At 66.3% G+C, this 18,636-nt stretch carries 17 protein-coding genes and 3 tRNA genes; 12 read left to right on the plus strand and 8 right to left on the minus strand.

The window, feature by feature from the left end; all coding sequences use genetic code 11:
- The first annotated feature begins 61 nt into the window (after positions 1 to 61).
- Genes tssM through ACWYRN_RS18915 form a run of 4 tightly spaced genes read left to right on the plus strand, consistent with a single transcriptional unit; the run spans position 62 to position 6,355 of the window.
- Positions 62 to 3,883 (plus strand): type VI secretion system membrane subunit TssM, encoded by a 3,822-nt coding sequence (gene tssM / locus ACWYRN_RS18900; RefSeq protein ID WP_488689148.1) that lies wholly within the window; start codon positions 62 to 64, stop codon positions 3,881 to 3,883.
- The gene (tagF, locus tag ACWYRN_RS18905) at positions 3,880 to 4,845 is read left to right on the plus strand and encodes a type VI secretion system-associated protein TagF (protein WP_488689150.1); all 966 of its coding nucleotides are present in this window, start codon (positions 3,880 to 3,882) and stop codon (positions 4,843 to 4,845) included. The genes tssM and tagF overlap by 4 nt, the downstream gene beginning before the upstream one ends.
- 17 nt (positions 4,846 to 4,862) lie before the next feature.
- Complete coding sequence (locus ACWYRN_RS18910) at positions 4,863 to 5,648, plus strand: OmpA family protein (protein ID WP_488692844.1); 786 nt, start codon at positions 4,863 to 4,865, stop codon at positions 5,646 to 5,648.
- Positions 5,645 to 6,355 (plus strand): penicillin-insensitive murein endopeptidase, encoded by a 711-nt coding sequence (locus tag ACWYRN_RS18915; RefSeq protein ID WP_488689152.1) that lies wholly within the window; start codon positions 5,645 to 5,647, stop codon positions 6,353 to 6,355. Before ACWYRN_RS18910 ends, ACWYRN_RS18915 begins: the two co-directional genes overlap by 4 nt.
- On the opposite strand, the gene icmH is transcribed toward ACWYRN_RS18915, so the two are convergent.
- From icmH to tssJ, 3 genes are all read right to left on the minus strand, one after another.
- Positions 6,342 to 7,109 (minus strand): type IVB secretion system protein IcmH/DotU, encoded by a 768-nt coding sequence (gene icmH, locus ACWYRN_RS18920; protein WP_229435139.1) that lies wholly within the window; start codon positions 7,107 to 7,109, stop codon positions 6,342 to 6,344. The genes ACWYRN_RS18915 and icmH overlap by 14 nt on opposite strands.
- Entirely contained in the window at positions 7,106 to 8,446 is a 1,341-nt protein-coding gene (gene tssK, locus ACWYRN_RS18925) for a type VI secretion system baseplate subunit TssK (protein WP_488689153.1), read from the minus strand. The genes icmH and tssK overlap by 4 nt, the downstream gene beginning before the upstream one ends.
- Before the next feature lie 78 nt (positions 8,447 to 8,524).
- Complete coding sequence (tssJ, locus tag ACWYRN_RS18930) at positions 8,525 to 9,070, minus strand: type VI secretion system lipoprotein TssJ (RefSeq protein WP_488689155.1); 546 nt, start codon at positions 9,068 to 9,070, stop codon at positions 8,525 to 8,527.
- Between the two features lie 190 nt (positions 9,071 to 9,260).
- On the opposite strand from tssJ, the gene ACWYRN_RS18935 reads away from it, so the two are divergent.
- The 7 genes from ACWYRN_RS18935 (at position 9,261) to tssA (ending at position 16,635) form a co-directional block, all read left to right on the plus strand.
- Positions 9,261 to 9,836, plus strand: a complete 576-nt coding sequence (locus ACWYRN_RS18935) for a hypothetical protein (RefSeq protein WP_488689157.1) — start codon at positions 9,261 to 9,263, stop codon at positions 9,834 to 9,836.
- 51 nt (positions 9,837 to 9,887) lie between these two features.
- Positions 9,888 to 10,388: a type VI secretion system contractile sheath small subunit gene (tssB, locus tag ACWYRN_RS18940; protein WP_229435147.1), complete on the plus strand. Its 501-nt coding sequence runs from the start codon at positions 9,888 to 9,890 to the stop codon at positions 10,386 to 10,388.
- Complete coding sequence (gene tssC, locus ACWYRN_RS18945; protein ID WP_488689160.1) at positions 10,389 to 11,876, plus strand: type VI secretion system contractile sheath large subunit; 1,488 nt, start codon at positions 10,389 to 10,391, stop codon at positions 11,874 to 11,876.
- 34 nt (positions 11,877 to 11,910) lie between these two features.
- On the plus strand, positions 11,911 to 12,402 hold the full coding sequence (locus ACWYRN_RS18950; protein ID WP_229435151.1) for an Hcp family type VI secretion system effector: 492 nt from the start codon (positions 11,911 to 11,913) through the stop codon (positions 12,400 to 12,402).
- 76 nt (positions 12,403 to 12,478) lie between these two features.
- Positions 12,479 to 12,943 (plus strand): type VI secretion system baseplate subunit TssE, encoded by a 465-nt coding sequence (gene tssE, locus ACWYRN_RS18955; RefSeq protein WP_488689162.1) that lies wholly within the window; start codon positions 12,479 to 12,481, stop codon positions 12,941 to 12,943.
- Positions 12,944 to 12,975: 32 nt separating this feature from the next.
- Positions 12,976 to 15,612, plus strand: coding sequence for a type VI secretion system ATPase TssH (gene tssH, locus ACWYRN_RS18960; protein WP_488689164.1), 2,637 nt, complete (start codon positions 12,976 to 12,978; stop codon positions 15,610 to 15,612).
- 9 nt (positions 15,613 to 15,621) lie between these two features.
- On the plus strand, positions 15,622 to 16,635 hold the full coding sequence (gene tssA / locus ACWYRN_RS18965; protein ID WP_488689166.1) for a type VI secretion system protein TssA: 1,014 nt from the start codon (positions 15,622 to 15,624) through the stop codon (positions 16,633 to 16,635).
- A gap of 81 nt (positions 16,636 to 16,716) precedes the next feature.
- Here tssA and phaP read toward each other — a convergent pair whose 3' ends face one another.
- Together phaP and ACWYRN_RS18975 are read right to left on the minus strand one after the other, a co-directional pair.
- Entirely contained in the window at positions 16,717 to 17,289 is a 573-nt protein-coding gene (gene phaP, locus ACWYRN_RS18970) for a TIGR01841 family phasin (RefSeq protein ID WP_488689168.1), read from the minus strand.
- An 83-nt stretch (positions 17,290 to 17,372) separates the two neighbouring features.
- A complete protein-coding gene (locus tag ACWYRN_RS18975; protein ID WP_488689170.1) occupies positions 17,373 to 17,576 on the minus strand; it encodes a hypothetical protein in 204 nt (67 codons plus the stop codon).
- A 107-nt stretch (positions 17,577 to 17,683) separates the two neighbouring features.
- On the opposite strand from ACWYRN_RS18975, the gene cueR reads away from it, so the two are divergent.
- Positions 17,684 to 18,073, plus strand: a complete 390-nt coding sequence (gene cueR, locus ACWYRN_RS18980) for a Cu(I)-responsive transcriptional regulator (RefSeq protein WP_488692845.1) — start codon at positions 17,684 to 17,686, stop codon at positions 18,071 to 18,073.
- Positions 18,074 to 18,157: 84 nt separating this feature from the next.
- On the opposite strand, the gene ACWYRN_RS18985 is transcribed toward cueR, so the two are convergent.
- From ACWYRN_RS18985 to ACWYRN_RS18995, 3 genes are all read right to left on the minus strand, one after another.
- Positions 18,158 to 18,242 (minus strand) — tRNA-Leu (locus ACWYRN_RS18985).
- 61 nt (positions 18,243 to 18,303) lie between these two features.
- Positions 18,304 to 18,388, minus strand: a tRNA-Leu gene (locus tag ACWYRN_RS18990).
- Positions 18,389 to 18,524: 136 nt separating this feature from the next.
- Positions 18,525 to 18,609, minus strand: a tRNA-Leu gene (locus tag ACWYRN_RS18995).
- Between the last annotated feature and the right edge of the window lie 27 nt (positions 18,610 to 18,636).

Raw genomic sequence — 18,636 nt, forward strand, 5'->3', positions numbered from 1 at the left:
GGTAGGAATGGTGCGAGCATTGCCTGTCCGACCCTTTCCATAACCCACACAAGCTCCCGCCATGGCCCGTCTCTGGAAGTTCCTCACCGACAGCCGCGTGCTCGTCGTGATCGGCATCACTGCACTGCTCGGCTTCCTGCTGCTGGGGGCCGATACCTTCGAAATCGGCCTGATCTGGGCACTCATCGCGGCGCTCAGCCTGCTGGCGCTGTGGGGCATGTTCTGGGGCGCGCGCAAGCTGTGGCGCATCCGCGCCGCGAAACGCTTGACCGCCAGCCTGGCGGCCGGCGAAGCGGGCGCAGGCGCCGGCGCCGATAGCGGCCGCAACGAAGTCGCGGTGCTGCGCAAGAACATGCTGGAGGCGATCAACACCATCAAGACCTCGAAGCTGGGCCTGACGCGCGGCGCCGAAGCCTTGTACGAGCTGCCCTGGTACATGATCATCGGGAACCCCGCGGCCGGCAAGAGCAGCGCCATCGCCCATTCCGGGCTGACGTTCCCGATCCCGGGCAGCAAGGCGGTGCAGGGCGTGGGCGGCACCCGCAACTGCGACTGGTTCTTCACCACCGACGGCATCCTGCTCGACACGGCAGGCCGCTATTCGGTGCAGGACGGCGACCGCGACGAGTGGTTCAGCTTCCTCGACCTCCTGAAAAAACACCGCCGCCGCGCGCCGATCAACGGCATCCTGATCGCGGTCAGCGTGGCCGAACTCACGGGCGGGTCGGCCAGCGCCTCGATGGAGCTGGCCAAGAGCCTGCGCACCCGGGTCCAGGAATTAACTGAACGCCTGGGCGTGTATGCGCCGGTGTACGTGATCTTCACCAAGGCCGATCTGATCGCGGGCTTTGCCGACTTCTTCCACGACAGCGAACGCAGCGAGCGCGACCGGGTGTGGGGCGCCACGCTGCGCTACAACCGCCGCAGCACGCCGCAGGACGTGCTGGCCTTCTTCGACCAGCACTTCGACGAACTGCACGACGGGCTGAAAGAGCTCAGCCTGGCGAACATGGCCGGCAACCGCAGCACGCAGATGCGGCCCGGCGTGTTCACCTTCCCGCTCGAATTCGCCTCGGTCCGCAGCCCGCTGCGCGCCTTCCTGTCGACCCTGTTCGAAGAAAACACCTACCAGTTCAAGCCGGTGTTCCGCGGCTTTTACTTTACCAGCGCGCTGCAGGAAGGCGCGGTGCAGGACCTGGCCTCGAAGCGCGTCGCCAACCGCTTCGACCTGGAGTTGCGCGAGGGGGGCGCCGCAGAAGGCGAGAATCCGGCGAAGGAGGGCGAGGGCAAGGGCTACTTCCTGCTCGAGCTGTTCAGGAAGGTGATCTTCGCCGACCGCGAACTGGTCAAGCGCTACACGAATCCGGCCAGCGCGCGCCTGAAGTACGCGGCCTTCTTTGCCGCCACCATCGCCCTCGGCGCCGCACTGGGCGGCTGGAGCTGGTCCTACATGGGCAACAGCCAGCTGGTGGCGAATGTCCAGGCCGACCTGGACAAGGTGATGCGCATGCAGGACAAGCGCATCGATCTGCAGTCGCGCCTGGAAGCGCTCGACATTTTGCAGGACCGCATCGAGCAGCTCGACAAGTACAAGCAGGACCAGCCCTGGGCGCTCTCCTTCGGCCTGTACCAGGGCGAGAAGGTCGAGCGCAAGCTGCGCGACGAATACTTCGCTGGGGCGCGTGCGGTGATGGTGGAGCCGGTCGCCGCCGCGCTGGAGACCATGCTGGCCGAGGTGAACGCGAATGCGGCGGCGCTGGATTCAAGTGGACAGGCGCCGAATGCACAGGCGCAGGATGTGCAGGCCGCGCCTGCCGTCAAATCCGGCCAGCCTTACCAGGACGTCTCGCCGACCAACGTGGCCGACGCCTACAACGCGCTGAAGACTTACCTGATGCTGGGCGATAAAAGCCATGCCGAACCGGGCCACCTGAACGACCAGCTGACCCGCTACTGGCGCACCTGGCTGGAGGCGAATCGCGGTGCCATGCCGCGCGAGCAGATGATCCGCAGCGCCGAGCGCCTGCTGAGCTTTTACCTGGCCCAGATCAACGACCAGGCCTGGCCGCAGGTGACGCTCAAGCTCGGCCTGCTCGACGGCGTGCGCGAGAATTTGCGCCGCGTGGTGCGCGGCACGCCGGCGCGCGAACGCGTGTATGCCGACATCAAGACCCGCGCCGCCACGCGCTTCCCGGCGGTGACGGTGGCGCGCATCGTCGGCGAGCATGGCGATGGCCAGGACCGAGGCCTGCTCGCCGGCAGCCACGCCGTCAGCGGCGCATTCACCCGCGATGCCTGGGACAAGTACGTGCAGGGCGCGATCCGCGAAGCGTCGAACCGCGAGCTGTCGAGCACCGACTGGGTCCTGAAGACCGTGGCCAAGGACGACCTGACGCTCGAGGGCAGCCCCGAGCAGATCCAGAAAACCCTGGTCGACATGTACAAGGCCGAGTATGCAAAAGAGTGGGGGCGCTTCGTGCAGGGCGTGACGGTGGCCGACCTGAAGGGTTTCGAGGCCAGCGTGCAGGCCATGAACCGCCTCGGCGACCCGCAGAATTCGCCGCTGGCGCGCCTGCTGAAGACGATCTACGACGAGACCTCCTGGGACAATCCCGGCGCCGCCCGCCCGAACCTGAGCAAGGCCGAGCGCGGCGTGATCGGCTGGTTCAAGGAAGTGGTGCTGCGCCGCGCGCCGTCGGATGCGCGCACGCTGGCCGATGCCGTCGGGCAGCTGGCCCCGGGTGCTGCCGCCACCCCGGGCGCCATGGGTGTCATCGCCCGCGAGTTCGCCGGCGTGGCGCGCCTGGTCGGGCCGCGCGAGCAGCAAGCCTCGCTGATGAGCGGCTACCTGGATGCATTGTCGCGCCTGCGCACCCGCTTGAATCAACTGAAGAACCAGGGCGACCCCGGCCCCGGCGCCAAGCAGTTCATGCAGCAGACCCTGGAAGGCAGCGGTTCGGAACTGGCCGACGCCCTGAAGTACGTCGACGAGCAGATGCTGACCGGGATGAGCGAGCCGCAGAAGGCGGCGCTGCGTCCGCTGCTGGTGCGCCCGCTGATCCAGACCTTCGCCATGATCGTGCAGCCATCGGAATCCGAGATCAACAAGACCTGGCAGGCGCAAGTGGTCGAGCCCTTCCAGAAAACCCTGGCCGACAAGTACCCGTTCGCGCCCGGCAGCAAGATCGAAGCCAACGGCGCCGAGATCGGCCAGGTGTTCGGGCCGGAAGGCGCGGTGGCGAAGTTCGTGAACGCCTCGATGGGCCCGCTGGTGGTGCGGCGCGGCGACGTGCTCTCGCCGCGCACCTGGGCCGACATCGGCATCACGCTGGCGCCGGCGGCGGTGCAGTCCTTCCCCGGTTGGGTGGCGCCGTTATCGAGCAACGGCGTGGCCTCGCCCACGTCGTCCGGGCCGCAGACGGTGTTCCAGCTGCAGGCCACACCAGCGCCCGGCACCACCGAATACACGATCGAGATCGACGGCCAGCAGCTGCGCTACCGGAACACGCCGCCGGTGTGGTTCAACATGGTCCATCCAGGACCGGGCACCTCGGGGGCGCGCATCACGGCCGTCACCTTCGACGGGCGCACGGTGGAGCTGTTCAACGAGCCCGGGCAGTTCGGCCTGAAGCGCATGATCGAGGCGGCGGCCAAGAAGCGCAAGGAGGGCGGCGTGCACGAGCTGCGCTGGAGCGGGCCCGGGGGCGCGGTGTCGGTAGCGGTCGACCTGAAGATCACCAGCAGCGCCGAAGCGAATGCCGGCGGCTCGGCCGCCGGCAGCCAGGGCTTCAAGGGCATGCGCCTGCCGCCGGCCATCGTCGGCCGTGCGCTCGAGCACCGGACCGAAACCCCGGTCATGGCCGCCGCCGGAGATGTGCAATGATGCGTGCGGCATCGAGCCGGATCGGCTACTTCGGCAAGATCCCGGCGCGCAGCGACTTCGTCAAGCTGGCCCACGACGCCGCGGCCATCAGCATGCTCGACGACTGGCTGGCCGCCGTCATGCAGCGCCTGCCTTCGAACGCGCGCTGGAAGATCGACTACGACGCCATGGCGCCGGTCAGCTTTGCCTTTGTCGGCCCGGCGCGCCGCCACGCCGTGGCCGGGCACCTGGTGGCCAGCCACGATGCGCCGGGACGGCGCTTCCCTTTTCTCACCATGCGCACGCTCGACGTGGCCGATCCGCCGGCCTTTTTGTCGCGCTGCGTGCTGGCCTTTGCGCCGCTCTGGACCTTCCTCGAAGCTGCGGCGCCGCAGGTGCTGGCAGCCTGCGATCCGGCGCCGCACCTGCAGGGCATCAGCGAAGCGGCGATCGCGCTGGGCGAAGCCGACGCCGCCTTGTCCGGCTTCCTCGCCGGCGCCACCGTCGGCTCGCTGTCGGACCTGCTGGGCGGCCTGGACGCCAGCCGCACCATCCTCGCGCTCGGCCTGCTGCTGCAGCCGGTCATGCACAGCAAACCGGCCCAGGTGGACAAGAGCCTGGTGCTGCCGCTGCCCGACGATGCGGCCCTGCGCGCCCAGGTTGCCGCCTTCTGGCTGGAGCTGGTCGCGCCTTTCGTGCGCCGCACCGGCTTCGACCTGGCGCTGTTCCTCACCTGCCTGGACGGCCGGCCGGTGCTGGTGATCGGCTTTTGCGGGGCCGCCGCCCAGACCCTGCGCGCGATCGTCGACCCGCTGGCCGGCGCCGAGCAGCAGGTGCGTTTTGCCGACCTGGGCTGGATCGACGAACAGCTCGGCCTTGACGTCGACGTGCGCGCCCTGGCCAGCTACCTCGACCAGCCGCAGCTGCCGCTGAAGATGGCGCGCGAACTGTTCCTGAAGACTTTCATTGGAGGCGCAGCGTGAAACTATCCTTGATCAGCATGGCGGCGCTGCTCGCCGCCGGGTCCGCAGCGGCGCAGGCGCCTGCCGGCGCGCCCGCTTCTGCGACTGCGCCGGTGCAGGGCGCAGCAGCGAACGCACCGATCGTCGTTGCCGGCACCGTTGCCGACGAAGCCAGCAAGGCGGCGCTGCTGGCGCGCCTGCGCGCGGTGTACGGCGCCGAACGCGTGATCGACCAGCTCGCGGTCGGCACCGTGGCCACGCCGGCCAACTGGAACGACTACGTGCAGCGCCTGATCGGCCCGAACCTGAAGATGATCAGCCGCGGCCAGCTGAAAATCGACGGCAACAACGTCAGCCTGCGCGGCGACGTCGCCAACGAGGCCCAGCGCCAGCAGATCGCCGGCGACATCGCCAGCACCCTTAACCCGACCTACACGGTGAACAACGGCCTGCGCGTGGCGGCGACCCAGCAGGGCGAACTCGATGCCGTGCTGGCCAACCGCATCATCGAGTTCGAGTCGGGCAAGGCGGCGCTCGCGCCCTCGGGCATGGAGATCCTCGACCAGATGAGCCAGGCGCTGAAAAAACTGGGCGGCGTCAAGGTCGAGGTGATCGGCCACACCGATAACGCCGGCTCGCGCGCCGGCAACCTGTCGCTGAGCCAGGCGCGCGCGGAAGCGGTGAAGACCTATGTGGCATCGCGCGGTGTGAATCCCGAGCTGATCGCGGTGTCTGGCGAGGGACCGGACCGGCCGGTGGCGGACAATCGTACAATCGAGGGCCGCGCGCGCAATCGCCGCATCGAGTTCAAGGTTGTCCAGTGACTGCAGACCCCGCTAAACGCCATCTCCTTCCGTTCCTGATCCCTTTCCTCCTTGCCGCGCCGGCGCAGGCCAGCACCTGTTACGGCCGCCCCGGCGCCGGCAGCATCGCCGGCGCGGTTGCGCTGCCGGCGAGCGGCACTAACTTCCAAGCCTACAGCCAGCTTGGCGTGCAGATGGGACGCACCCATGTCCATGCCCGCGTGGGCGAGGTCGTGCTCGACGCCTACGCGGCGCTGGCGCGCAGCGCGCCGGGCAAGCAGTTCGTGTATGGCGAAACCGGCCTGGCGGAGGGCGGCAGGATGCGGCCGCACCGCACCCACCAGAACGGCCTGTCAATCGACTTCATGGTGCCGGTACTGGATGCGCGAGGGCGCTCGGTGCCGCTGCCGTCCTCGCCGCTGAACAAGTTCGGCTACGGCCTGGAGTTCGATGCGCGCGGCAAGGCAGGCGAGCTGCGTATCGACCATGCGGCGCTGGCCGAGCACCTGTACGCACTGAAGGAAGCGGCGCGGAAGCAGAAGGTCGGCATCGCACTCGTGATCTTCGACCCGGCCTTGATGCCGGCGCTCCTGAAGACGGCGCGTGGGAAGGCGTTGGAAAGCTTGCCCTTCATGAAGGGCAAGCCCTGGATCCGGCACGACGAGCACTACCACGTGGATTTCTCCCTGCCGTGCCAGTCCGTTCAAGCAAAGCTCAAGGCAGGGTGATGGTCACGTTCGCCGCGCGCGGCGGCAGTTTCACCAGGTCGTTGTAGCTGGCCAGCGTGGTCTCGGTGTCGTGCGAGAGCTTGGCCCGAAAGCCCACGTAGGCCGCCAGCCCGGCCAGCGCGAACACGGCCGACAGCACCCACAGCGACAGATCGCTGCGCAGGGTGTTCACGACCTGGTCCGGCCGCTCGGCATGCGGCGCGAAGCCGCGGCTTTTCCCGCGCATGCGCGCGATCTCGTCGCCCAGGCGCGCCACCAGGTAGTTCAGCTTGTCCTGGCCGTCGAGCGCGTAGCGGCCCTGGAAGCCGAGCAGCAGGCACATATGGAAGACTTCCAGCGCCTGCAGGTGCACGCTGCCTTTCGCGCGCAAATCCTCCAGCCGGTGGAAGAAGTGCTCGCCGGCCAGCTGGTCGCCGAACACGCGCAGCTGCAGCGGCCGCGTTTCCCAGGCTTCGCGCACCTCGAAGTTCGAGCGCAGGATGATTTCGTCGACCGCCGAGCAGAAGGCGTACTTGGCGGCGGTGACGTCTTCCGCGGCCACGCCGAGCGCCTTGGCGTTGCGGTCGACGTCGCCGAGGAAGGCCGTCATGTGGTCGGCAAAGGCGGTCTTGTCGTGCGGGCCGCAGCCGTTCTTCAGCAGGAACAGGGCATAGAAGCCTTCGTACATCAGGTCGACCAGGTTCTGCGGCGTGCTGCCTGCCGCTCCGCGATTGCCGGCTTGGGGCGCGGCGCGCCGTTCGACGTGGCCGCTCATGCCGCCACCGCGATCAAATCGAGCTGCAGGTCGCGGATCCCGTTCGGCACGTAGATCGAGATGGCCTGCGCCTTGAGCATGTTGTCGTACAGGGTGCCGCGGTTTTCCAGTGCGAAGTAATAGGTATCGGGCCGCACCGGCAAGGCCGCCGGCACCTGCGGCGCGTGCACCAGGCGCACGCCGGGCATGGCCGAGAGCACGAACTTGTCGACGTCCTGCGGCGCGCCGAGCTTGAAGCGCAGCGGCACGATGTCGACCAGCTGCAGCGCCGGCATGTCGGCCGACACCGCGAGATACAGCGTGGTCTGGGCGTTGATCTTGCCCGAGTCGAGGGCGCCCAGGTGGTACGAAGGGCGGTCGTTCGAGAGCGGAATCGAGAAGTATTTCGAGGACACCACGGTGTCGAGCAAATCGCGCAGGATGTCCACCAAACGCGCGAATGCCGGTCCCGGGTCGAGGTGGGAATAGGCGGGCAGGTCTTCCAGCTTGTAGCTGCGCGAATAGGCCATCAGGCCGCCGGCGAGCGACAACAGATCGCCGAACAGGCGTTCCGGATGCAGCTCGGGGTGGTGCAGGTAATGCGACAGGGCCGCGTAGCCGGTGCTGGCCGTGTGCAGCAGCCAGAACGAGGACATGTCGCCGCCGCGGATCTCGACCACGTTGCGGCTCGGCTCGCGCATGTGGCCATATAAAGCGTTGACCTTGGCCAGCAGCTTTTCCATCAGGCGCGCCACCGCGTTGTGCAGGCCGGGCGCGCCTTCGATCGACACGCTCGGCGGCGTGAACGAGGGATCGACCTCGAAGCCGCCGGTCGCCACGCGGCGCAGGCGCAGCAGCGGGAAGCTGTCGAAGGCTTCCAACGCATCCTCGTCCGGCACCAGGCGCAGGGTTTTCCTGAGGTAGACCACCGGGGCGTCAGCCGCGTGCGTGAAGAGGTCTTGCGTGTCGCGCTCGTGCTGGGCAAAGCGGGCCGCGCCGGCATCCTCGTCGGGCTCGGCGCAGTTGTCGCCGTGAGGTTTCAGCGCGGGCAGGGCGGCGTGGAAGGTGATGGTCTGGGTGTTCGGCGGCAGCTCGCCGAGGCGTACCTGCAGCGGCAGCGGATCGGATTCCGGAGCGCGGTACAACTCGCCGTCGGGGAAGACCAGCGACAGCGCGTCGATGCGCAGCGTGTCGGATTTCAGGGCATCGTGGTCGACGGCGATGCGCCGCACGCCCCAGCAATACGGATGCAAGGCGCGCGCGGTCTGGTTCAGGCGCGCCTCGTGGTAGCGGTCTTGCTGCTGGAAATGTTGGGGACGCAGGAACAAGCCTTCGCCCCACAGCAATTTCGATGGCATGGTCACGATGTACCTCGCAGAGTGAATCGAGAAAGTTGAACCAGGAAAATGTTGAGCTTGATCGAATGCCGACCAAACTTATTGACACCGCGCAGAGCCGAGGGGCTTGACATCTGAAACCGTGGGTTTGGCGCCGGCGCCGGCCGACAGCGCGCAGGCATGCAGGCCCAGCGTCAGTCCCGCTTTTTCGGCTTCCGGCGCGGGAAAGGCGAGCCGCCAGCGCCCGGGCGCCGGGGCATGGAACAGCGCCACCACGCCCACATAGCCCGCTTCGCGCGGCACTTTCTCCACGGTCTCGTAACGCTGGCCAGGCACCAGGGTCACGTCCTTGACTTCTACCAGGTCGGCGCCGAAGGCTTCCTTTTCCGCGCCCGGCGTCAGGAAGGCAGAGTAGGGCGCGGCCTCGAAAGCGGCGTTCTGGCGCAGCTTGTACACCCGCGCCACCAGGGCCAGCGCACGCCCCTTGGCATCGGCGTTCAGCCTGGGCGCGGCATGCAGGCGGATCGCGATTTCGCGCGGCGGCTTTTGTGACTCGGGCAACTCGGGCGCCTTGCCGGTGATGGCAGACAGGCCGCCGCAGCCAGCGAGCAGCGGGAAGCAGATCAGGCAGGGAAGAAAGCGCATGACGGTCTTGCCTTTCGTAAATAAAACCATCGCTCATTTAACAGCAGCGCCGTGCAGGGCGGCTGCGGCAGCGCAAGCAGTGGCGACTTAATGCGCGGCGCCACAGAAGCGACCGCTAGTTGACTCGGCGCAACTCTTGCGAAATCGCTTCCCGAATAATGGCGGCTGGTTCAACGTACTGGAGAACGAGATGATGTTGAAACGACTGATTCCGGCTGTCGCCTGCGCTGCCTTGCTGGCGGCCTGCGCCAGCCCTGGCGGCGGCAGCACGGCCAAGCCGGCCACGGTGGCCGCCGCCGTCGCCGAAGCCGACGCCGCCGTCGCCGCCGGCCAGCGCGACAAGGCATTCGCCCTGTTGAAGACCGCCAGCCTGGCCTTCCCGACCGACAAGACGCCGCTGGTGCGCATGGCCCAGATGCGCTTCGACGCCAACGACTACGGCGAGGCGATCACCCATGCGCAGGAGGCGCTGGAGCGCGACCCCGACGACCTGCTTGCCAACAGCATCGCCGCCGTCAGCGGCCTGCGCGTGAGCAGCAAGGCGCTGGGTGAGCTGACGCGCAAGAGCAAGCTCAATGGCGACGTCAAGTCGGAGGCGGAAGGCCTGGCCAAGCTGCTGCGCGCCAGCCTGGGCGAGGAGGTGCTGGTGCCCGGTGGCGGCAAGGCAAAGACCCCGACCAGGACGACGAAGCCGACACCCGCGTCCGGCCCGGCGAAGACCGCCACCGCCTCCTCATCGAGCGACCCGTTCGGCGCACTCAAGTAAATCCCCGTGGACCGGCCCGCGCCGGTCCGTCTTCCCCGCCCTGGAGTCGACATGTCAAAAAATGAAAGCGTGCAGAAACGCCTGCAAAAGGTGCGTGCGCCGCGCGTGCAGATGACCTATGACGTCGAGATCGGCGACGCCATCGAAAACAAGGAGCTGCCCTTCGTGGTCGGCGTGATCGGCGATTTCGGCGCCGACCCCGAGGCCGAGAAGAAGCGCATCAAGGACCGCAAGTTCGTGAACGTCGACGCCGGCAACTTCGACGAAGTGCTGGGTGCGGTGGCCCCGGCCACCCAGTTCCGCGTCGAGAACCACCTGAGCGAGGAAGGCGGTCAGTTCGGCGTGCAGCTGCAGTTCCGCGAGATGGCCGACTTCCGCCCCGAAGCCGTGGTGCAGCAGGTCGCGCCTTTGAAGGGCCTGCTGGAAGCGCGCACCAAGCTGGCCGATTTGCGCAACAAGCTGGCCGGGAACGACAAGCTCGACGACATCCTGAGCGAAGTGCTGGGCAATACCGAAAAACTCGACAGCCTGCGCAAGACGGAGGACAAATAAATGGCCGCGATCCTCGAACAGGCAAGCAAGCCGGCGGCGGTGGAGCTGGACAACTCGCTGCTCGACCAGATCGTCGAGCAGAGCCGCGTGGCCTCGTCAAGCAGCGAACATGCGCGCGCGCGCGACCTGATCTCGGAGCTGGTGACCCAGGTGATGTCGGGCACCATGGTCGTGTCGAACAATCTGTCGGCCATGATCGATGCGCGCCTGGCGGAGCTGGACCGCATGATCTCGAGCCAGCTGTCCGCCATCATGCACGCGCCCGAATTCCAGAAGCTCGAGCGCAGCTGGACCGGCCTGCAATACCTGGTCAAGAATTCGTCCACCAGCGCCGGCCTGCAGATCCGCATGCTCAACGCCAGCAAGCGCGAACTGGTAAAGGACTTCCAGGCCGCCCTCGAATTCGACCAGAGCTCGCTCTTCAAGAAGATCTACGAGGAAGAATTCGGCACCTTCGGTGGCGCGCCCTACGGCGCCCTGATCGGCGACTTCGAGATGAGCCGCCAGCCCGAGGACATGTACTTCCTCGAGCAGATGTCGCACGTGGCCGCCGCTGCGCACGCGCCCTTCATCGCATCGGCCGCGCCCGACATGTTCGGCGTCGAGAGCTTCGGCGACCTGGGCAAACCGCGCGATTTGGCCAAGGTCTTCGATACCGTCGAATACGCGAAATGGAAGGCGTTCCGCGAGTCCGAGGATTCGCGCTACGTCGGCCTGACCCTGCCGCGCTTCCTCGGCCGCCTGCCTTTCAACCCGGTCGACGGCCAGACCACCGAAGGCTTCAATTACGTGGAAGACGTCGACGGCACCGACCACAACAAGTACCTGTGGTGTAACGCCTCGTACGCCTTTGCCGCGAAACTGACGCGCGCCTTCGAGGACTATGGCTGGTGCGCGGCGATCCGCGGCGTCGAGGGCGGCGGCCTGGTGGAGAACCTGCCGACCCATACATTTAAAACCGACGAAGGCGAGGTCGCCCTGAAATGCCCGACCGAAGTGGCGATCACCGACCGCCGCGAAAAGGAGCTGTCGGACCTGGGCTTCATCTCGCTGGTCCACTGCAAGAACACCTCGTACGCGGCCTTCTTCGGCGCCCAGTCGGCGCAAAAGGCGAAGAAGTACAACAACGAGGCGGCGAATGCCAACGCCATGCTGTCGTCGCAACTGCAGTACATCTTTGCCGTTTCGCGCATCGCCCACTACATGAAGTCCATGATGCGCGACAAGATCGGCAGCTTCGCCGCCGCCTCGAACGTCGAGGATTACCTGAACCGCTGGCTGACGCAGTACGTGCTCCTCGACGACAACGCCAGCCAGGAACAAAAGGCGCAGTTCCCGCTGCGCGAAGCGAGCGTGCAGGTGTCGGAAGTGCCGGGCCGGCCGGGTTGCTACCGCGCCGTGTCCTTCCTGCGTCCGCACTTCCAGCTCGACGAACTCTCCGTTTCTCTCCGACTGGTCGCGGAGTTGCCGCAGTCGACCAAAAGCTGATCCACCATCAACCTGAAAACTGGAGTAAACAAAAATGGCAATTGACGTGTACCTGCAGATCGACGGCATCAAGGGCGAGTCGATGGACGACAAGCACAAGGACTGGATCGAGTGCACCTCGGTGACCTGGGGCGTGAAGCAACCGCGCTCGGCCACCGCGTCCACCGGCGGCGGCCACACCGCCGAACGCTGCGAGCACGAGGAAGTCGTGATCGACAAGCTGGCCGACCTGGCCTCGCCGATCCTGCTGCAAACCTGCTCCGCCGGCAAGACGATCCCGAAAGCCAAGCTCGAATTCATGCGCGCCGACGGCCAGGGCGACCGCATCAAGTATTTCGAGATCGAACTCGAGAACGTGCTGATCGGCGCCATCAAGCCGAAGGTGGAAGAGGGCGCGATCATCCAGGAGAAGGTCGGCCTGAAGTTCTCGAAGATCAAGTGGAAGTACACCCAGCAAAAGGTGACCGGCGGCGCCGGCGGCAATACCTCGGGCGGCTGGGACCTGGCGACCAACAAGGTCGTCTGACCTGCGCGGGCAACTCCGCTGTTTGCGGCACACGGGCCGGCGTCCTGCCGGTCCGTCTTTTCCATCAAGGTTCGACATGAGCGGTTTCATCCCCGGCGTGCTGGATCGCCTGATGGACGAGCGCGCGGAAGGTAGCGCCCAGCTGTCGGTCGAGCAGATCAAGGACCTGGTGGCGCGCGACCTCGAAGCGCTGCTCAATACCCGCGTGGCGCTGCCCGCCAGCGCCTTTGCCGGCCACCCGCTGGCCGGGGCCTCGATCCTGAACTACGGCCTGCTCGACTTCGCCGCCTTCTGCCTCACGAGTGCGGAAGACCGCGCCGCGATCTGCGCCAGCATCAAGTCCGCCATCGAGACCCATGAGCCGCGACTGAAGGAAGTCAGCGCCAGCCTGGTGCCGCTGGCCGGCAGCGTCAACCGGCTCGACTTCGTCATCCACGCGCGCCTCGCTCTGCTCGATAGCGGCGACGCGGTGAATTTCAGCGCGGTGCTGCAGCCATCGTCGCTGCATTACGTGGTGCGGCGCACGGCGCGTCCACGCTAGTTTCCTCTATCGATATCAAGGACCCGACATCCATGGACATCAACCTCAAGACCCTGATCGGCAAACTGAACGACGCCTCGCGCACCGCGGCCACGCGCGCCGCCAACATCTGCGTCGGGCTGGGCCAGTACGAAGTCGACGTCGAGCACGTGTTCCTGGCGCTGCTCGAACAGCCCGACTGCGACTTCGTGGTGGCGGCGCGCGCCTGCGGCATCAGTCTCACCGCACTAGAAAACGATCTGCGGCGCGAGGTGGCGCGCTTTGCCACCGGCAGCGCACGCACGCCGGTGTTCTCGAAACACCTGCCGATGCTGTTCGAGCACGCCTGGCTGATCGCCTCGCTCGGCAACGGCCAGCCGAACATGATCCGCAGCGGCCACCTGCTGCTGGCCCTGCTCACCGAGCCGGGCCTGGCCCAGCTGGCGCGGCGCGGCTCGCCCCTGTTCGCCGAGTTTCCGCTCGACCGCCTGAAGCACGACTTCGACAAGCTCACGCGCGGCTCGAGCGAAGCGACGGCCGCATCCGGCGCACCGGCGATGGCGGGCGGCGACCCGGTCGGCGAACTCGAAGCGCAAGCGCCCGGCAAGACGCCGGCGCTGGACCAGTTCACCACTTGCCTGACTGAACGCGCGCGGGGCGGCAAGGTCGATCCGGTGATCGGGCGCGACCCCGAGATCCGCCAGGCCATCGACATCCTGATGCGGCGGCGCCAGAACAACCCCATTCTCACTGGCGAGGCCGGCGTCGGCAAGACCGCCGTGGTCGAAGGGCTGGCGCTGCGCATTGCCCAGGGCGACGTGCCGGAAGTGCTGCGCGGGGTCGAGATCCACACGCTGGACATGGGCCTGCTGCAGGCCGGCGCCAGCGTCAAGGGCGAGTTCGAGAACCGCCTGAAGAACGTGATCGACGAAGTGAAAAAGAGCCCGCACGCGATCATCCTCTTCATCGACGAAGCGCATACGATGATCGGCGCCGGCGGCACGGCCGGCCAGAACGATGCGGCGAATTTGCTGAAACCGGCCCTGGCGCGCGGCGAACTGCGCACCATCGCGGCGGCGACCTGGAGCGAATATAAAAAATACTTCGAGAAGGACGCGGCGCTGGCGCGGCGCTTCCAGGTAATCAAGGTCGAGGAACCCGACGAAGCCACCGCCTGCGCCATGCTACGCGCGATGGCGCCGCTGATGGAAAAGCATTTCAAGGTGCGCGTGTTCGACGAGGCGATTTCGGAAGCCGTGCGCCTGTCGCACCGCTACATCAGCGGGCGCCAGCTGCCCGACAAGGCGATCAGCGTGCTGGATACGGCGTGCGCCAAGGTCGCGCTGGGCCAGAGCGCCACGCCGGCGCTGCTGGAAACCTGCACCCGCGCCATCGAGCAGCTCGACGCCCAGGCCGCGGCGCTGGGCCGTGAACAAAGCGCGGGCCTCGACCATGGCGCAATGCTGGCCCAGCTGCGCGACGAACGCGCGCTGCAGGCCGCCGAGCAGGAACGCCTGCAGGCACGCTGGGAACGCGAGCGCACGCTAGCCGACGAGATCGCGGCGATGCGCGGCGAACTCGAGGCCGGGCGCGGCGACGGTCCGGCCTTGAAAAGCATGATGGAACAGCTGCACACGCTGCAGGGCGAAGCGCCGCTGGTGCCGGTCCAGGTCGATGGGAATACCGTGGCGGCCATCGTCGCCAGCTGGACCGGCATCCCGCTCGGGCGCATGGTGAAGGACGAGATCAAGACCGTGCTGCAGCTGCAGCCGCTGCTGGAAGAGCGCATCCTCGGCCAGTCGCATGCGATCGGCGTGGTGGCGCAGCGGGTGCGCACCGCGCGCGCAAACCTGGACGACCCGAACAAGCCGAAAGGCGTGTTCCTGTTCGTTGGCACCTCGGGCGTGGGCAAGACGGAAACCGCGCTGGCGCTGGCCGATCTGCTGTACGGCGGCGAGCGCAAACTCGTCACCATTAACATGAGCGAATACCAGGAGGCGCACAGCGTCTCGGGGCTGAAGGGTTCGCCGCCGGGCTACGTCGGCTACGGCGAAGGCGGCGTGCTGACCGAGGCCGTGCGCCGCAATCCCTACAGCGTGGTGCTGCTCGACGAGGTGGAAAAGGCGCATCCGGACGTGCTCGAACTCTTCTTCCAGGTCTTCGACAAGGGTGTGCTGGACGATGCCGAAGGGCGGCAAATCGACTTCCGCAACACCATCATCATCCTGACCTCGAATACGGCATCGAGCACGATGATGGGCGCCTGCCTGAACAAGAGCGCGGCCGAGATGCCGAAGCCCGAGCAGCTCGCGGAACTGATCCGCCCGCAGTTGATGAAGCAGTTCAAGCCGGCTTTCCTGGGCCGCCTGACGACCGTGCCCTTCTATCCGATCGGTGACGAGGTGCTGGCCAACATCATCCGCCTGAAGCTGAACCGCATCGCCAAGCGCGTGCGCGACAACCACCAGGCCAGATTCGAGTACGACGATGCGCTGGTGAACGCGGTGCTGGCGCGTTGCACCGAGGTCGATTCCGGCGCGCGCAATGTCGACACCATCCTGAACGGCACCCTGCTGCCCGAGATCGCCGACACCGTGCTGGCGCGCATGGCCGAGGGCGGGGCGATCGCGCGCATCAAGGTGAGCGCCACCAAGGCCGGGCGCTTCAAGTACACGATCGAGCCGGCATAAGGAGAGGCCATGAGCACGCTCGAACAACTCCTGAAACCGGTCAGCGAAGCCGCGCCCTGCGGCGAAAGCCTGGCGTTCACGCCGGAGCTCGATGCGATTGCCCAGGCGCGCAAGGCCGACGACCCGTCGCTGGAGCAGGGCGCCTGGGTCACCACGCTCAAGGAAGCCGACTGGAAGTTCGTCTCGAAACGCTGCGCGGCGCTGATCGAGACGCGCAGCAAGGACCTCCAGCTGGCGGTGTGGCTGGCCGAGGCGAATGCCAAGACCGCCGGCCTGCGCGGCCTGGGCGACGCCCTGCAGCTGATCGGCGCGCTGTGCGAACGTTATTGGGACGGTTTATATCCGCTGCCCGACGAAGACGGTTTCGAGCAGCGCATCGGCAACCTCAGCTGGATCGCGGCGCGTGTGCCGCAATTGGTGACCGAATGTCCGGTGACCGAAGGCGCCGGCTTTTCGATGCGCGACATCGAGGCCGCGCGCACCCATGGGGCCGACGCGATTGCCGATGTCGAGGCAGCGCGCGGCCGCACCTCGAAAGCCTTTTCCGAACGCCTGCTGGACGACGGCGCGCATTGCCTGGCCATGCTGGACGAGCTGGAAAAGTCGGTCGATGCGCGCCTCGGCAACGATGGTCCGAGTTTTGGCGGCGCCAGGACAGCACTCCAGAACCTGATCCATTTCGTGACGCCGGCGGCCGGCAAGGCGGCTGCAACTGCGACGCCATCATCGGCGGCGCAGGCGGGCGCGCAAGCGTCGGCAGCGCTGCCGCCGGCGGCATCGGGCGCGGTGGCATCCGGCCCGCTGCAAAGCCGCACCCAGGCCCTGGCCCAGCTGCGCGCGGTGGCCGAGTTCTTCCGCCATACCGAGCCGCACAGCCCGGTCGCCTACCTGGCCGACAAGGCGGCCAGCTGGGGCGAACAGCCGCTGCACGTGTGGCTCAAGATGGTGGTCAAGGATGCGGCGGCACTGTCCCACGTCGACGAACTGCTGGGAATCGAGCGGAAAGGGGACGCGGAGGGATGAAATAATCTTTCATAGAAGGCGCTTCCATGAAAGATTATTGCAGGGCGGTCGGGAGGCCGCCCTGTTTGTTTCGGACGAGGCTTATTCGGCCGGCTTGTCTTTGGGCGCAGCCGCCTTGCCCATGCCGGGATTCACCAGCGACGAGGCCTTGGCGATCTGCTCCTCGACGTTCTGCACGGCCTGGCGCGTGGCCTGGGTCACCTGCTCGTAGCCCTTGAAGGCATTGTCGATCGCGGCCTTGATGATCTCGACCGCGTTCTCGGAACCCGGCTTCACGTTTTGCGTGACGTCGTAGATCAGCGCCGATAGCGTACTTTTCGCTTCCGCCACGTGCACGTCGGCCGCGCGCCGGAACTCGCTCTGCATCTCGTCGATGATGGTCTTCAGCTGGGCGCGGTATTCGGCGCTGTCGGTGGCGCCCGGCGCCATGCGGGCCGACAGGGCGTCGAAGGCGGCGCGGGCATCGCGCGCCTGGCTCAGGTCCCGGCTGGCGGCCAGGGTCTGGTCCATCGTGTTGCGGGCGGTCGCCATGTTCAGCGCGACGACCTGTTCCAGACCCTTGACGGTTTTATTGGCAAGCATGTCGAAGGTCTGCATCTGCAGGTCGAACAGGGTCTTTGTGGCGCTGGCGAATTGCTCGGGGCTCGTGAACATCAATGTCTCCTCGGTATAGGTATGGAACGACGGACGACGTGCTGGCACAAATGGTTGGCTCAGTTTGTAGAACGAGCAGCCTATTATTTAGCAACGATGAGCTTTTCGCAACGGGCGTCCCGATACGGACCGGTGGCGCGTTCCCAGCCCGGGCCGAGCGGGGTTTGCGAACAGGCCAGCGAACCGTTGGTCTTGCTGCGCCACTGGAACCAGGGAGCGGGCTTGGCCAGGGCGCTGGCGCAGACAGCGGCGACAAGGCAGCCGCAGACGAACGATGAAATTTTCATGTGAGGCCGAGCATAGCACAGGCCTGGCCGCCGGATTCCACCTTGTGCTTCCCATGATGGGAAGGTGTATGCTTTTCGCTCGACTGGAGAACAATGGAATGGACAGCATGAATATCGGCGATGCCGGCCGCGCCTCGGGCGTATCGGCCAAGATGATCCGCCATTACGAAGCGATCGGCCTGATTGGCGCCGCTCGCCGCACCGATGCCGGGTATCGCGTGTACGCAAGCCAGGACGTGCAGGTGCTGCAATTCATCCATCGCGCCCGCGCACTTGGCTTTTCGCTCGACCAGATCCGCGATTTGCTGGCGCTGTGGCAGGACAAGGGACGTGCAAGCAGCGACGTGCGGGCATTGGCGCGTGCACATATCGATGAATTGAACCGCAAGATCGCGGAAATGGAAGCAATGCGGCGCACGCTCGAGCAACTGGCGGCATCCTGCCATGGCGACAGCCGTTCCGATTGCCCGATCCTGGATGACCTGGCTGCGCAATAGAGAATAGGGGAGAGAAAATGAAAAACGCCGCAAACCTTGGATAAGGATTGCGGCGTTTTGCACCGGATAACCGGGAAAAGCCTTTGGTGCCCACGGAGGGACTCGAACCCCCACACCTCGCGGCACATGGACCTGAACCATGCGCGTCTACCAATTCCGCCACGTGGGCACTGCTGGGTACTGCTAACACAACGATACTGCAACTGCTGCGGATTACACTTCCGGTAGAGTGGTGCCCACGGAGGGACTCGAACCCCCACACCTCGCGGCACATGGACCTGAACCATGCGCGTCTACCAATTCCGCCACGTGGGCACTGGTTTACTGCTTCTTTTACTGCTAACACTGATCAACCTTCCGCGTGGGCACGTTTGTAATTGATGCCACTGGCATCAATGACCCCACCCTACGATCAATGGTACTGCTTACTTCTGCGGATCACTCCGGTAGTTGGTGCCCACGGAGGGACTCGAACCCCCACACCTCGCGGCACATGGACCTGAACCATGCGCGTCTACCAATTCCGCCACGTGGGCATTTGTACTGCTTGCTGCTCATTTACT

The sequence above is a fragment of the Massilia sp. BAP21 genome, assembly GCF_057801335.1.